Here is a 15,304-nt window from a genome sequence, read left to right as displayed (position 1 = left end):
CTTGGAACGCTCATCGACGACCAGCTTGAGGAACAGCGCGCGCTCGGCAGCAAGCCCCTCGCCAAATGGCAGGGCGAAGACGCCGCGCACCGCCTCGATCAGCGCCAGCGCATTCGGCATGTCGCCCGACCTGGCTGCCGCATCCTTGGCCAAAGCCTCGAACGCCTCGCGGTCGGATGATGTCAGCATGTCCGCGCGCTCGCCGGTCTTCACGGGCGCCCCCTTGGCCGCCAGCTCCTGCGCCAGCGCAATGGCCGCAGCGACGAGGTCGCCCTCGACGACCCGGTCGACGAGGCTGAGTGCGGCCGCCTTCTCCGCAGAGATCGCCTCTCCGCTCAGCATCAGGGGAAAGGCCTTCGCCGCACCGATCACGCGCGGCAGGCGTTGCGTTCCGCCGGCACCCGGAATGATGCCGAGCTTGATCTCGGGCAGGCCGAGCTTTGCCGCTGGTGCCGCCACACGGCCATGGCAGGCGAGCGCCAGTTCCAGCCCCCCGCCCAGCGCGACGCCCTGAATGGCAGCCACCACCGGCTTCGCGGAGCCTTCGATGATCGCGAGCACGCCAGGCAAGGTTGGTTCGACCGGCGGCCTGCCGAACTCGCTGATATCGGCACCGGCGATGAAGGCCCGCCCGGCGGCCGCGATCACGATAGACTCGACCGCCGGATCGGCAGCCGCGCGCGAAAGCGCATCGACGAGAGCGGCCCGCAGGCTCGCACTCAGGGCATTCACAGGAGGATTATCGATGGTCGCGATCGCCACCGGGCCGCGCTGCGAGAGCCGGACGGTCTCCATGGGCATGTTCCTCACGCTTTCAGTCTGCACTGCAGAATTGAATGCTGCATTTCTCGGACTAGAGAGGCGACTGGCCACGGCTTGTCAAGAATGAGCAGAACGGCTCCGGCGGCGCCACAAGTGGGAACTGCATTGCAGAATGAACGCCCACAACTTGACCGCTCCGGAAGCTGCATGTCATGCCTTGCACGGATCGACGCTAGGACGGATCGTTCCTGCGAATCCAGTATCACGGCGCATCCTTCCGACAGGCAGAACAGCGCTGCTGGGATTGCGTGAAGATCGACAGGGGATAGGCAAGGGATGACCGCGACCGTTCTGACTCAAAGCCCCTTTCCCGGCGTCCTCCAGATCACCATCAATCGCCCCGACCGGCGCAACGCACTCGACCGCGCAACCTATGGCGGATTGATCGCGGCCATCACCGCAGGCGAAGCTGATGAGGCTGTCCGCGCGCTGGTGCTCACCGGCGCGGCCGGGTGCTTCACCAGCGGTAACGACATCAAGGATTTCGCCGCGGCCTCGGGCGACGGTGCGCGCATCGCCATCGATTTCCTGACGACGATCTCGACGGCGAAGAAGCCGATCGTCGCCGCGGTCGAAGGCTTTGCCGTCGGCATCGGCACCACCATGCTGTTGCATTGCGACCTTGCCTTCGCCGGGCGCAGCGCCAGCTTCCGCCTGCCCTTCGTTACACTCGGGCTCTGCCCCGAAGGCGGATCGAGCCATCTGCTGCCGATGATTGCCGGCAGCAAGCGCGCCGCGGAACTGCTGCTGCTGGGCGAAGCTTTCCCTCCCGAGACGGCAGCCGAAGCGGGCCTCGTCAATGCCGTGGTGGCGGAAGGCGAAGCGCTCTCGATCGCGCTCGACAAGGCGCGCGCGCTCGCTGCCCTGCCGCCGCAATCGGTCGCCCTGACGAAGATGCTGCTGAAGCGCGGCAATGCCGCCGCCGTGGCCGAAACGATCGCGCTCGAAGCCAGGCATTTCGGCGAGCGCCTGGTCTCGGCCGAGGCGCAGGCCGCCTTCGCCGCGTTCCTGATGAAACGCTGAGGCCATGGCGGCGCAGCTGTCGGACGACCCCGAACGCGGCGAACGAGCCGGGCCGAAGGAAGACCGGCATTTCGTCACCGCCCTGGCGCGCGGGCTCGATGTGCTCGCCTGTTTCAAGCGCAACGAGGATGCGCTCGCCAACTCGGAAATCGCAGCACGCTGCGGACTTGCCCGCTCCACCGTTTCGCGGCTGACTTATACGCTGACCAAGCTGGGCTATCTCCATCATGTCCCGCATAGCGGAGCATACCGGCTTGGCACCGCGCTGATCGCGCTCGGCGCCACCGCGCTTGCCGGGCTCGATGTCCGCCAGATCGCCCGGCCCGGCATGCAGGAACTCGCCGACTTCGCCAAGGCCTCGGTCGGCCTCGGCGTCCGCGACCGGCTGAGCATGCGCTATATCGAGTGCTGCCGGGGCGAGGTCGCGATCGCGCTCAACATCGATACCGGCTCGCGCATCTCGATGGCACGCAGCGCCATGGGCCGGGCCTATCTCGCCGCCTGCGACCCGGCCGAGCGCCAGGCCATCATGGACGATTTCCGCTCCGTCGACGACGCTGCCTGGCCGAGTCTGCGCGAGGGCATTGAACAGGCGCTCGAGGAGTATCGCATGACAGGTTGCGTCCGCTCCTTCGGCGACTGGCAGCCGACGGTGAGCGCGATCGCAGTGGCCTTCCACCCCGGTGGAGGCCTGCCGCCGATGACGATCAATTGCGGCGCGCCGACCGTCATCCTCGATCCCGGTTTCCTGCTCGAGGACGTCCGGCCGCGCCTGATCGCGCTGGCAGCCAGTCTTGAAGGAGTGATGGGTTCGTGATCGCATCCGACCTTCCCCTCGCCGGCATTCGCGTTCTCGATCTCTCGCGCATCCTCGCCGGCCCCTGGTGCGGCCAGGTCCTGGCCGATCTCGGCGCCGATGTCATCAAGGTCGAGCATCCCCAGCGCGGCGACGATACGCGCGACTGGGGCATGCGGCTCGGAGAGCGCAACACCTGCTATTTCAACAGCGTCAACCGCAACAAGCRCTCGATCGGCATCGATCTCGGCCAGCCCGAGGGCCTCGCCATCGTCCTTGAGCTCGCGTGCAAGAGCGACGTGCTGATCCAGAATTTCAAAACCGGCGGCGCCGACAAGCTCGGCCTTGGCTATGCCGCGCTCAGCGCCGGGAACCCCGGCCTGATCTACTGCTCCATTGCCGGCTACGGCTCCGATGGACCGGAGGCCGCACGACCCGGCTACGATCTCGTCATCCAGGGCGAATCCGGCCTCATGGCCATGAACGGCAATGACGACCAGCCCCCGCTGAAATTCGGTGTCGCGATCGCCGATCTCTTCACCGGCCAATATGCGGCGCAGGCCGTGCTCGCGGCGCTCGTCCAGCGCGGACGCTCCGGCAAGGGCAGGCATGTCGAGATGGCGCTGTTCGATTGCGGCCTCTCGGTCACCTCCTATTACGGGCTGGAGGCCCTGGCGCTCGGCGGGGACCCGCCGCGCTACGGCAACGCCCATCCCTCGATCGTGCCCTATGGCGTGTTCGATGCGGCGGACGGCGCGCTCGTCCTCACGGTCGGGAACAACGCTCAATATGATCGTTTCTGCCGTTCGGTGATCGACCGGGTCGACCTTGCCGAGAACCCGCGCTACGCCACAAATCTCCAGCGCACCACCCACCGCTCCGAACTGTTGCCGCTCATCGAGGCGGAGCTGCGCGCCCGCCCGCGCGCCGAACTGCTCACGAAACTGGCGGCGAACGGCATTCCCTGCGGCGAAGTGCTCGGCCTCAACCGCGCCTTGCGCTCGGAGCGGGCTGGGCGGGCCGGCATGCTGGTGGAGGACGGGGACAATGCCGGCGCACCCGCCGTACTCGCTCCGCCCTACCGCCTCGATGGCGAACGGCTGCCGGTGCGCCATATGCCGCCGGCGCTGGGCCATGACACCTGGGCAGTCCTCGCGGACGAACTCGGTCTGCCTGCCGAGCGTCTGGACGCATTGAAGGCGCGCGACGTAATAGCCTGACGCCGCGCGCCCGCCGCAACTACGCGGCGACCGCCCGTCTCGACCGCAGTTTCTCCAGGGACCACATGAAGACCGGCCAGAGCAGTGCCGCGATCGTCATCGAAGACAGCACCATCGAGACCGGGCGGCTGAAGAAGGGCAGGATGGAACCGTCCGACTTGATCAACGAGGTGACGAAGCTCTGCTCCACCATCGTGCCCATGACGATGCCGAGCACCATGGCAGCAACGGGATAGCCGTTCTTCTCCATCACAAAGCCGAGCAGGCCGAAGATCGCGACGCACCAGACCGCAAACAGGTTGTTGCCCGCCGTTGAGAAGGCACCGACCGCACAAAAGATCATGATCACCGGCATGACCGCCGAGCGCGGAGCCCCGACGACACGGCTCGCCAGCCTGATCATGATGATGCCGAACGGGATCATGATGATGTTGCCGAGCAGGAAGATGATGTAGAGCGCATACATGCTCGACGCCTGCTCGGTGAACAGCGTCGGGCCCGGATTGAGCCCCTTCATGTAAAGCACGCCGATGGCGATCGCCGTGATCGTGTCGCCGGGAATGCCGAAGAGCAGCGCCGGAACCCATCCCGAAGCGAGGGAGGCGTTGTTGCTCGCGCCGGCCTCGATCAAACCTTCGGGATGTCCGGTCCCGAATTTCTCCGGGGTCTTTGAGAAGCGCTTGGACATCGCATAGCTGACCCAGGCAGCCATGTCGGCACCGGCACCGGGCAGGACGCCGATGATGATGCCGACGATGTTCCCGCGCGTCTGCTGCTTCGGATATTTCTTGGTCAGCTCGATCTGCCCCTTGAGGATGCTGCCGAGCCGGCGGTGCTCCAGCTTCGGCGGCTCGCGCTCGGTCAGGGCCCGCATCACCTCGGCAAGCGCGAAGACTCCGACCAGGGCCGGTATCGGCTCGATGCCGCCAAGAAGATCGGTCGAGCCGAAGGTGAAGCGCGGGACGCCACCGGGATTGTCGATACCGATGCAGGTGATAAGCAGGCCAAGCAGCATCGCGGCGATAGCCTTGATCGGCGAGGAGCGGGCGACCAGCGTCGAGCACATCAGCCCCAGCATGGCGAGCCAGAAATTCTCGTAGGTCGAGAAGGACAGCGCAAACTCGGCCAGCAACGGTGCGATCAGCATCAGCGACAGCGTGCCGGCGATGCCGCCGAGCGCCGAGAACCACAGGCAGATGCCGAGTGCCGTCTCGGCTTGGCCCTTGCGGGTCATAGCATAGGCTTCGTCGGTATAGGCCGCGGAAGCCGGCGTCCCGGGAATGCGCAGCAGGCAGCCCGGAATATCGCCCGAGAAGATCGCCATCGCCGATGCGGTGATGATGGTGGCAATGGCCGCGATCGGTGACAGATAGAAGGTGATCGGCACCAGGAGTGCCGTCGCCATCGTGGCCGAGAGCCCCGGCAACGCGCCGACGGTCAGGCCATAGAAGGCCGACGCGACGATCGCGATCATCACATCGGTCTGGAAGACCAATCCGAAGGCCTGGATGACGGTATTCATCGGCTCACCACGGGAAAGGCAGAAGGCCGCCGGGCAAGGGCACGCGCAGCAGCTTCAGGAAAATCAGGTTGATGACGAAAGGCGCGATCAGCGCCAACGGCACCGCGAGCTTCGGCCGCGCCCCGAAGGCGAAGCTCGCGATCACAACCATGATCCCTGCCGTCGGCAGAAAGCCCAATGCCTCGGACGCAAGCGCATAGAAGGCGAGCAGGGCCGGCGGCAGCAATGCAAGCCAGTTCCGCCAGGCCGGCAAGGGCTCGAGCAGTTCCGGCGCACTATGGCTCGCGACATCCGCCTCGGCCACTTCTTCGAAATGTCGCCCGATACCGAAGGCGATCAGCGTGCCGCAGAGGACGAGGGCAGCGCCGACGGCCATTGGAAAGGCGGAGGGGCCGACCTGCTGGCCAGGGACCGGCGGAAGTGTGGATCCATAGATGAAGGCAGTGGCTCCGAGCGCCACCATCACGCCCCCGGTTATCTTGTCGGATAGAAGCATCGCAAAACGTCCGCTGATCCGTGCCGGGGCGGCGCCATGAGCGCGAGCGACCGCATCTCCCGCACTCATTTCAGGCAAAGTCTGAAAGATCGAGAAGCGGCGGAAGGATGAAGCTGCCTCACCCTTCCGCCAACCGTTTGCCGCCTCAGGCCTTGGCCAGGCCCGCCGCCTTCATGGCGGACGCCATGGCCTTGTCACCTTCGGCCATGAATGAAGCAAAGCCTGCCGGGTCGGCGAACTTCATGCCGAAGCCCCGGGCGTTCATGAAGTCCTTGTACTCCTTGGAGTCGAAGGCCTTCTTCAGCGCGGCGGCGAGCTTGCCCTGGATATCGGCCGGCAGCCCCTTGGGCGCGCCGATGCCACGCCAGGCGCCGACCGAGTAGTTGACGCCGAGTGTCTCGTTCAGCGTCGGAACGTCTTTGAACTGCGGATTGCGCTCGGTCGCCATGATGGCGAGCGACTTCGCCTTGCCGGCATCGATCATGGCCCGGGCTTCGGGCACCGAGCAGGTGACGATGTCGATGCCGCCGGCTGCGAGGTCCTGCATGCCGGGTGCTGCGCCATTCGACGGCACCCAGGCGACATGATCGGGCTTCAGCCCCATCGCCACCAGCCAGCCGACCAGCGCCAGGTGCCAGATGCCGCCCTGGCCTGTTCCCGAGGCCTTGAGCTTGCCGGGAGGCGCAGCCTTGATGGCTTCGGCAAGCGCCTTGATGTCCTTGTGCGGGCTCGAGGCGCTGACCTGCACGCCTGGCGGATCCTCGTTCATCAGCGCCAGCGCGGTATAGCTTGCCGGCGTGAGATCGGTGAGACCCTGATGATGCATCATCGAGATCTCGACCGTCAGCATGCCGATATTGTAGCCGTCGGGAGCCGCCGTCGCGATCGCCGAATGGCCGACGACGCCCGAGCCGCCGGTGCGGTTGACGACGTTGCAGGGCTGGCCGAGATCCTTCTCCAGGAGCGAAGCGACGATGCGCGCCGTCGCGTCCGTGCCGCCGCCTGCGCCCCAGGGGCAGATCATCGTCAGGGGGCGGCTCGGCCATTGTGCCTGCGCGATTGCCGGCTTGACGATCAGACCTGCCGCGCCTGCCGCTGCCGCACCCTTCAAAAGCTTACGTCTGTTGATGCCGTCCGTCATTCCCGTGTTCCCTCCGCTTAATCGATTTAGGTCTGGGATGCTTCTCCGCGAGTGCGGGGCTCCCTTGTCAGTCCGCCGCTATCTGAGCCGATTGTCGTTACGGAAACAACTGCTCTTTGAAGACGGGTTCACAGTCCGCATGCGACGGGCAATGCAGCCTTTCCAACCTTCTCGACCACCGCCCCGGTGCTGATCTCCGGCCCCGGCGTCGCGGCTTGAAGCGTTACGCCTGCCTTGCCCAGCAGCGCCTGCATGGCAGCCCCGACGGCAATCGCGTAGGCGCGCTGCGGCGCGACCCCTGCAATCAGCACCTTGTCCGAGGGGTTGGCCGTCACCAACCCGGCAAGACGACCCTGGCGATCGAAGACCGGGCTGCCCGCCTGGCCGGGTTGCAGCGGCGCGAACACCGCCTCGCCGGCGCCGAGGCGCACGGATTGTCCCGGCAAGGCCATCGCCGTGCGCTGCCCGCCGGAATCGCCGAAAGCCATCAGCACGAAACTCTCCTGCGCCACCAGCGCCTCACTCCGAAGGCCTGGAGGAGCTCCGGCCGCAGTGCCGTGGACATCCAGCAAGGCAAGGCCGCTCGCATCGTCCTTGATGCGCAGCCGCGCCGGCCGACCGGAAACCTTGAGCGATTTGCAGGAGTCGATCGCCGCCGTCGCAGTCAGGACGAGCTTGTCCGAGATAGCGAGGCCGACACCGAAGCGCTCCGTCGGCCTTGCCCCGACCACGACCGGAGGCGCCGCGCCTGGCGTCGCCACGCTCGCGACCGCAGGACCCGCCGTTGCAGGCGCAGGCCCGGTCGGAAAGGGTTCGAAGCTGCTGGCAATGGCGATGACGAGCTTGTCGATGCTCGGCGCGAGAGCCTTGTCGTAGCCGATCGAGAAGCCGCGCAGGCCGCCCGGCCCTGACGACAGGCGCCGGTAGAACCGACCCGACGGCGTCTCTCCGGTGACCACGAAGAAATCCGGCCGGAGCAGCTTGTAGGTGATTTTCCGCCCTGGAACGGCCGCGCTTGTGGCCTTCTCGAACAGCGCCTCGACAGTATCGCCTGCCGGTGCCGTGCTCGTGTCGAGCGTCACCCTGCCATCCTCGCTCTGCCAGCGGCCACCGCCGGTCGCGGTCGCCTCGCGGCGCGGCAGCAGCTTGGTCGGAATGCCGATGCGTATGCCGGTGCGTTCGTCGGTGATGACGCGAAATCCCGCCGCCTCGCGCGCCGTCCCCGCCGCCTGCGCCAATGCCCGGCGCTCGACGGGCGTCAGGATACCGTCCGGTGCGCCGCGTGAGCCGGCCTTCAGCGCGTTGATGCCACGAAAGGTCAGCGGCCCGTAAGAGCCGCTGACCGCGCCGTTGAAATGTCCCGCCCAGATCAGGTCGTTCTGGATCGCCTTGCGTTCGACCTCGGGCAAGGCGTCGAAGGCAGCCTGCGCCGCGGCAAGTTGCGGATTCGCCGCAGGTTGCGGCTGGGCTTGCGCGAGCGCCGGCAAGAACAGCAGCCCGGCAGCGACGAGCAGCCCCCTTGTCCCAAGCGAAGACCTCAACCCCGTCGCCATCACGCGCTCCCCTGCAATCGGCAGCATTGAAGCGTCATTGCCGGCGCATCCGCAACTGATCTCGTCAGGCGAGCATTTCGCGGACCAGCGGCATGACCCGGCGTCCATAGAGCTCTATGCAGCCCATGAGCCTGTCATGGCTAAGAGGCCCGGCGCTGTATTTCATCTGGAAGCGCGCCGCATCGAGCGCCTTGACCGTCGCGGCGATCTTGCGCGCGACCGTCTCTGGCGACCCGACATAGAGCGAACCGTAGTCGATCTCCTGATCGAACTCGGCGCGGTTCATCGGCGGCCAGCCACGCTCGCCGCCGATCCGGTCGCGCATCCGCTTGTAATCCGTGAAGAACTCCTCGCGCGCCCGCTCGTCCGTTTCCGCCACATAGCCCGGCGAATGCACCCCGACCGGCGGCACCGGTTTCCCCAGTTGCGCGAAAGCGCGATGATAGAGATCGACATAGGGCCGGAAGCGCGCCGGATCGCCGCCAATGATCGCGAGCATCAGCGGCAGGCCGTAGCGGGCGGCACGAACGACGGATGCGTGACTCCCGCCAACCCCGATCCAGGTCTTCAGCACCCCGGTTTCCAACGAGGGAAAGACGCGCTGGTTCTTGAGCGGCGGCCGCGTCGTGCCCGACCACGTTACCGCATCCTGGCTGATCAGTGCCGCGAAGATTTCGAGCTTCTCCTCGAACAGGGTTTCGTAATCGCGCAGCTCATAGCCGAAGAGCGGGAAGGACTCGGTGAAGGAGCCCCGGCCGAGAATGACCTCGGCCCGTCCGCCCGACGCCGCGTTGAGCGTCGAGAAACGCTGGAACACCCGGATCGGATCGTCGGAGCTCAGCACCGTGACGGCTGAGCCGAGGCGGATCCGCTCTGTGCGCCCGGCAATCGCCGCAAGCACGACCTCCGGCGAGGAAATGGCGAAATCCGCGCGATGATGCTCGCCGACACCGAAGAAATCGACCCCGACCTGATCGGCCAGCATGGCCTCGTCGATCAGGTTGCGGATGACCTCTGCGTGCGGCAACGGCTGGCCGTCCGCCCCGGAGGTGACATCGCCAAACGTGTCCAGGCCCAGTTCGAGAGGCTGTGTCATGCACATGTCCGTTCAGGCTTGCTACGGTCGAGGGAGATTGTGCCGAGATGAGCCCGGCAGAACGCATCCGCACCAATTGAGGCGCAGGACGCGTGCTTTCAAGGAGGCCCGCCATGCGTGCCGGTTCAGAGCCTCAGGCAGCGGATGCGCGGCTGGCTCCGCCTATGCTGCAGACACTCCGTCATCAGCTTTCACGTTGCACCGGCGAACACGGATGCTAGCCTTTGGTGATACCGCGCCGCCCGTGCGACTGCGCGACACTATCGATGACGACAGGCCGGACTGGCCGAAGGGACTGATCATGACCTTGCTCTCCCGGCTCGCGCTGATTCTCGGTCTTGCCCTCGCCGCCACCCCGGCGCTCGCCCAGAAGGCCTATATCCGCAACGATCTCCAGGCTGACGGGCAAAGGCTCGAGGAACGCCTGAAGCGCGACGTCTCGGCCAGCACACGCCCCGCGGCGGTCGCGCTGCGTGACGGCGAAGCTGCGCTCTCCCGAGGCGATGCCCGTGCCGCCCTGCCCCAGGCCAATGCCGCCGTCGTCGCCGATCCCCAGAATTCCGCCGGCTGGCGCCTGATGGCACGCGCCGCCAATGCGATCGAGCCGCGTGACTATCGTGAGCGCTGGGAACTGCGCGAACGCGCGATCAGTGCAGCCTACCTAGCCTATCAGCGCGCAACCTCCCGCCCGGACGAAGCAGCCTCGCTCGCGGTGCTCGCCCGCACCTTCGAGCGCAACGAACTCTGGCGCCCGGCCCTGACCGCCTATCGTCTCAGCCTCGATCTCCAGGACAATGCGCAACTGCGCACCGCCTATGAAGGCCTGCGCGAGAAGCGCGGCTTCCGCTTGCTCTCCAACAAGGTCGATGCCGATGCGGCGAGCCCGCGCGCCTGCTTCGAATTCTCCGAGCCGCTCGCCCGCGGGCGTGTCGACTTCGCGCCCTATGTCGCGATTTCCGGCGGCAAGGGCGATTTCGCCGTCAGCGCCGAGGAGCGCCAGATCTGCGTCGACGGCCTGCGCCACGGCGAACGCTACGCGTTCGTCATTCGCCAGGGTGTACCTTCCGCACTCCCCGACGAGAAGCTGCTGAAATCCGCCGATTATGAGGTCTATGTCCGCGATCGCACACCGTCAGTGCGCTTCACCGGCAAGAACTATGTGCTGCCGCGCACCGGTCAGCAGGGCATCCCGGTCGTCTCCGTGAATGCCGACAAGCTCGACCTCGAAGTCATGCGCATCGGCGACCGCAACCTGATCAACTCCGTCCATTCCGACGATTTCCTCAGCCAGCTCGGCAGCTACAACGCGGGCCAGATCGCGTCCGACAAGGGCCAGCGCGTCTGGGCCGGCGCGATGGACGTCAAGTCCGAGCTCAACAAGGATGTGATCACCGCCTTCCCGGTGTTGGAAGCGGTCGGGCAGCTCAAGCCCGGGGTCTACGTGATGTTTGCCAAGCCGACGGGCGGACAGGCCGCGCAGCCCTCGGGCGACGGCGACTATGACGACGGCTCGACCCGCGCGACACAATGGTTTGTCGTCTCCGATCTCGGCCTGACTTCCTTCTCCGGTCCCGATGGCGTGCATGTGCTGGCGCGCTCGCTCGCCAACGCAGCGCCGATCCCGAATGCGGAGCTGCGCCTCATCGCCCGCAACAACGAGGTGCTCGCCACCGCCCGCACGGATGCGAAGGGCTATGCCCGCTTCGATGCCGGCCTTGCCAAGGGCCAGGGCGGCAATGCGCCGGGCCTCGTCACCGCCCTGCTCGACGAGGATTATGGCTTCCTTGACCTGAAGCAGACTGCCTTCGATCTCTCCGATCGTGGCGTGAAGGGCCGCGTCGCCCCGGCCGGCCTCGACGCCTATCTCTATACCGAGCGCGGCGTTTATCGCTCCGGCGAGACCGTCTATCTCACCAGCCTGCTGCGGGATTCCGCCGGCGCTGCCGTCACCGGCCTGCCGCTGACTCTGGTGGTGAAGCGACCGGACGGTGTCGAGTACCGCCGCCGTCAGGTCGAGGATCAGGGTGCCGGCGGGCGGGCTCATTCCATCCCGCTGATCTTCGGCGCGCAGACCGGCACCTGGCGCGTCCAGGCCCATGCCGACCCGAAGGGCGCAGCCATCGGCGAAGTTTCCTTCCTCGTCGAGGATTACGTGCCCGAGCGCCTCGAGCTGACGCTCGCGCCGAAATCACCCGTGCTCCAGGCCGGCGAACCGGCCGAGATCGATGTCAATGCACGCTATCTCTACGGCGCGCCGGGCTCCGAGCTCGACGTCAACGGCTCGACCACGATCCGCGCCGCCGCGAAATCCGCCATCCCGGGCTTCGCCGAGTTTCAGGTCGGCCTCACCGACGAGGCCTTCGAGTCGATCCAGAGCGACCTCGAGGAGAGCGCCACCACCGACGCCGCAGGCAAGGCCACGATCTCGGCCGGCGTGCAGCAGCCCGAGACCAACCGCCCGCTCGAGGTCGAGATCACCTTGCGCGTCGGTGAGCCGGGCGGCCGCGCCATCGCCCGCTCCGTCACCTTGCCGATCGTGCCGAAGGGCGCCGCCATCGGCGTGAAGCCCCTGTTCAAAGATGGCGAGCTCGGCAATGGCCAAACGGCGAGTTTCGACGTCATCATGGCCAATGGCGACGGCCGCCGCCTTRCCAAGCCGGGCGTGAAATGGACGCTGTCCAAGGTCAATCGCAACTATCAGTGGTTCTTCCAGGATGGTCGCTGGAACTATGAGGGAGTGAAGACGACGCGCCGCGTCGCCGATGGCGAGGTCGCCGTCAGCGAGACGGCCGCGGCCCGCATCGCTGCCCCGGTTCAATGGGGCAATTACCGGCTCGACGTCGCCTCCGATGGCTCCGACGCGACCGAGACCAGCGTCTCCTTCACCGTCGGCTATGAGAGCGACAAGACCGCCGACACGCCCGATGTGCTGGAGGTCGCGCTCGACAAGCCGTCCTATGCGATTGGCGAGACCATGCAGGTCAGGCTCTCGCCGCGCTTCGCGGGCAAGGCAACGCTCGCCGTCGTCGGCGACAAGCTGAACGAGATCCAGACGATCGACATCGCTCCCGGCGGCAGCACGGCCTCGATCCCGGTCAAGGCGGAATGGGGTGCGAGCGCCTATCTCGTCGCGTTGGCCCACCGCCCGATGGACACCGCCGCCCAGCGCCTGCCCGGGCGCGCCATCGGCCTGTCCTGGTTCTCTATCGGCAAGGAACAGCGCACGCTCCAGGTCGACCTCGGAGCGCCCAATCTGGTGCGCCCGCTCTCGACGCTGTCCCTGCCGGTCAAGGTCAGCGKGGCACGCGCCGGCGAGGAGGCTTTCGTCACGGTTGCGGCGGTCGATGTCGGCATCCTCAATCTCACCCGCTTCGAAAGCCCGGACGCCAGCAAGTACTTCTTCGGCCAGCGCCAGATCGGCCATGAACTCCGTGATCTTTACGGCTATCTGATCGACGGCATGCAGGGCGTGCGCGGCACCATCCGCTCCGGCGGTGACGCAGCCCCTGCATTGCAGGGCGAGGCGCCTACGCAGGAGCCGCTCGCGCGCTATTCCGGGGTGGTCAAGCTCGGCCAGGACGGCACTGCGAAGATCGATTTCGAACTGCCCGCCTTCAACGGTTCGGTCCGCGTCATGGCTGTCGCCTGGTCGCAAGGCCGCACCGGCCAAACCAGCACCGACGTCATCGTGCGCGACCAGATCGTCGCCCAGGCGACGCTGCCGCGCTTCCTCGCGATCGGCGACCAGTCGCGCTTCCATCTCCAGATCGACAATGTCGAGGGACCCGCGGGCCCCTATCTCGTCGATCTCGACGTGAAGGGGCCCGTCCTCGTTGCCGCCGATGCAACACGGCGCACGCTGACGCTCGCGGCCGGCGCCAAGAGCCAGATGACGATCCCGGTCACGGCGGCGGGTCTCGGCCGCGCCGAGTTCGATGTCCGGATCAGCGGCCCGAACGGCGTCGGTACCGTGCAGAACCTCGCGGTGCGCGTGCAGCCCTCGGCCAACACGATCGCCCGCCGCATCGTCCGGCCGATCCCCGGCAATGGCGGCTCTATCACCGTGTCGTCGGACCTCCTCGCCGATCTCGTACCGCGCTCCGGCCAGGTCTCTGTCTCCGTCTCGCCGCTGGCCGCGCTCGACGTGCCGGCGATCCTGAAGGCGCTTGACCGCTACCCTTATGGCTGCACCGAGCAGACCGTCAGCCGCGCCTTGCCGCTGCTGCATGTCAACCGGCTGGCCAGTCTCGAGCAGCTCGCGCTCGATGCCAATGCCGACGAGCGCGTCAACGGCGCGATCGAGCGCGTGCTCACCCGCCAGGGCGGCAACGGCTCCTTCGGGCTCTGGGGTGTCGGCGGCGAAGACCTCTGGCTCGATGCCTTCGTTACGGACTTCCTGACCCGCGCCCGCGAGCGCCAGTTCAACGTTCCGCAGATCGCCTTCAATCTCGCGCTCGACCGGCTGCGCAATCAGGTCGTCAACACCAGCGAGATCAACAAGGAAGAAGCCGCCGGCATCGCCTATGCGCTCTATGTGCTCGCGCGCAACGGCCGACCCGTGATGGGCGACCTGCGCTATCTCGCCGACAACAAGCTGGCCGAGTTCGCCTCGCCGCTGGCGCGCGCACAGATTGGAGCGGCACTCTCGCTTCTCGGCGATCGCGGTCGCGGTCGCGCCGCCTTCACCAGCGCGCTTGCTGGCCTCCAGGAGGCGCGCGACGATGGCCTTTCGCGGCCCGATTACGGCTCGCGCCTGCGCGACGGCACGGCGGTCCTGACCCTGATCGCCGAAACCAATGGCKAGCGTGCCGACATCGCCCGCGCTTCCGCAATCGTCGAGAGCGCTCGCGGCTCCGCCCGCTACACCTCGACCCAGGAGAACATGTGGATGGTGCTGGCGGCACAGGCCATGGCCAAGGAGGCCGAGGGCATGGCGCTGACMGTCGACGGCACCGAGCGCAAGGGCGCCTTCTACCGCACGCTTTCGGATGAGGCGCTGGAAGCAAAGCCGCTCGTCATCGCCAATCCCGGCGCCGCCTCCGCACAGGCCGTGATCACCGTTGCCGGCATTCCGACCGCAGCCGAGCCCGCCCTGAATCAGGGCTTTGCGCTGGAGCGGACCTATTACACCATGAAGGGCGAGAAGGCTGATCCGGCGCGTCTGCGCCAGAACGAGCGCTATGTCGTCGTGCTGGGGGTGACCGAGCCCTCGGTCCGCTACGGGCGGCTGCTGCTGGTCGATCCACTGCCGGCCGGGCTCGAGATCGAGAATGCCAATCTCACGGAGGGGGCATCGACGCAGGGGTTGAGCTGGCTGAAACAGGAGGTCACGCCCGTCCACACCGAGGCGCGCGACGATCGCTATGTCGCAGCCTTCGAACGGCCTGGCTCGTCCAACCAGCCGCTCTCCTTCACCGTCGCCTATATCGCGCGCGCCGTCTCGCCCGGCCGCTATGTCGCGCCCGCAGCCGCCATTGAGGACATGTACCGTCCCGACCGCTTCGGCCGTACCGCCTTCGGCACGGTCGACATCGCCTCGGCCAGGTAAGGACGCGAAAGCTCGTGATCGCGCAGGACGCGCATAACGGCATCGCATCTCCCTCCCCTTCGCAGGGCGGAAGGGGTCGACGTCGCT

10 protein-coding genes are annotated in these 15,304 nt (G+C 66.8%); 4 read left to right on the top strand and 6 right to left on the bottom strand.

The window, feature by feature from the left end; genetic code table 11:
• Nucleotides 1-795: enoyl-CoA hydratase-related protein (locus tag AC1D34_RS04690; RefSeq protein WP_476823615.1), on the bottom strand; the 795-nt coding region annotated here is incomplete at its 3' end.
• 303 nt (nt 796-1,098) lie between these two features.
• On the opposite strand from AC1D34_RS04690, the gene AC1D34_RS04685 reads away from it, so the two are divergent.
• From AC1D34_RS04685 to AC1D34_RS04675, 3 genes are read left to right on the top strand one after another with little or no spacing between them, the layout of a single operon-like run.
• Nucleotides 1,099-1,845 (top strand): enoyl-CoA hydratase-related protein, encoded by a 747-nt coding sequence (locus tag AC1D34_RS04685; protein WP_441488011.1) that lies wholly within the window; start codon nt 1,099-1,101, stop codon nt 1,843-1,845.
• 4 nt (nt 1,846-1,849) lie between these two features.
• The gene (locus AC1D34_RS04680; RefSeq protein ID WP_441488010.1) at nt 1,850-2,662 is read left to right on the top strand and encodes an IclR family transcriptional regulator; all 813 of its coding nucleotides are present in this window, start codon (nt 1,850-1,852) and stop codon (nt 2,660-2,662) included.
• Nucleotides 2,659-3,861: a CaiB/BaiF CoA transferase family protein gene (locus AC1D34_RS04675; RefSeq protein ID WP_476823614.1), complete on the top strand. Its 1,203-nt coding sequence runs from the start codon at nt 2,659-2,661 to the stop codon at nt 3,859-3,861. Before AC1D34_RS04680 ends, AC1D34_RS04675 begins: the two co-directional genes overlap by 4 nt.
• Nucleotides 3,862-3,880: 19 nt before the next feature.
• Here the strand turns inward: AC1D34_RS04675 and AC1D34_RS04670 are convergent, their stop codons facing one another.
• The 5 genes from AC1D34_RS04670 to AC1D34_RS04650 form a co-directional block, all read right to left on the bottom strand.
• Nucleotides 3,881-5,383, bottom strand: coding sequence for a tripartite tricarboxylate transporter permease (locus tag AC1D34_RS04670; RefSeq protein WP_441488008.1), 1,503 nt, complete (start codon nt 5,381-5,383; stop codon nt 3,881-3,883).
• Between the two features lie 4 nt (nt 5,384-5,387).
• Nucleotides 5,388-5,879 (bottom strand): tripartite tricarboxylate transporter TctB family protein, encoded by a 492-nt coding sequence (locus AC1D34_RS04665; RefSeq protein ID WP_476823613.1) that lies wholly within the window; start codon nt 5,877-5,879, stop codon nt 5,388-5,390.
• Nucleotides 5,880-6,024: 145 nt separating this feature from the next.
• On the bottom strand, nt 6,025-7,020 hold the full coding sequence (locus AC1D34_RS04660) for a tripartite tricarboxylate transporter substrate binding protein (protein ID WP_441488006.1): 996 nt from the start codon (nt 7,018-7,020) through the stop codon (nt 6,025-6,027).
• 128 nt (nt 7,021-7,148) lie between these two features.
• Nucleotides 7,149-8,600 carry a trypsin-like peptidase domain-containing protein gene (locus AC1D34_RS04655; protein WP_476823612.1) on the bottom strand — a complete coding sequence of 484 codons (1,452 nt, stop codon included), beginning with the start codon at nt 8,598-8,600 and terminating at the stop codon, nt 7,149-7,151.
• 37 nt (nt 8,601-8,637) lie between these two features.
• A complete protein-coding gene (locus AC1D34_RS04650) occupies nt 8,638-9,669 on the bottom strand; it encodes an LLM class flavin-dependent oxidoreductase (protein ID WP_476823611.1) in 1,032 nt (343 codons plus the stop codon).
• A gap of 301 nt (nt 9,670-9,970) precedes the next feature.
• On the opposite strand from AC1D34_RS04650, the gene AC1D34_RS04645 reads away from it, so the two are divergent.
• Entirely contained in the window at nt 9,971-15,217 is a 5,247-nt protein-coding gene (locus AC1D34_RS04645) for an alpha-2-macroglobulin family protein (protein WP_476823617.1), read from the top strand.
• The last annotated feature ends 87 nt before the right edge of the window (nt 15,218-15,304 follow it).

The organism is Allobosea sp. P1_A7 (genome assembly GCF_056406775.1).
The sequence above is the reverse complement of the archived record's forward strand: the minus strand, read 5'-3'. Positions and strand labels throughout refer to the sequence as shown.

Excerpts from the sequence above, each read along its gene's own strand:
- AC1D34_RS04665 (WP_476823613.1), bottom strand. The coding sequence starts at position 5,879 with ATGCTTCTATCCGACAAGATAACCGGGGGCGTGATGGTGGCGCTCGGA.
- AC1D34_RS04685 (WP_441488011.1), top strand. The coding sequence starts at position 1,099 with ATGACCGCGACCGTTCTGACTCAAAGCCCCTTTCCCGGCGTCCTCCAG.
- AC1D34_RS04670 (WP_441488008.1), bottom strand. The coding sequence starts at position 5,383 with ATGAATACCGTCATCCAGGCCTTCGGATTGGTCTTCCAGACCGATGTG.
- AC1D34_RS04680 (WP_441488010.1), top strand. The coding sequence starts at position 1,850 with ATGGCGGCGCAGCTGTCGGACGACCCCGAACGCGGCGAACGAGCCGGG.
- AC1D34_RS04660 (WP_441488006.1), bottom strand. The coding sequence starts at position 7,020 with ATGACGGACGGCATCAACAGACGTAAGCTTTTGAAGGGTGCGGCAGCG.
- AC1D34_RS04655 (WP_476823612.1), bottom strand. The coding sequence starts at position 8,600 with ATGCTGCCGATTGCAGGGGAGCGCGTGATGGCGACGGGGTTGAGGTCT.
- AC1D34_RS04650 (WP_476823611.1), bottom strand. The coding sequence starts at position 9,669 with ATGACACAGCCTCTCGAACTGGGCCTGGACACGTTTGGCGATGTCACC.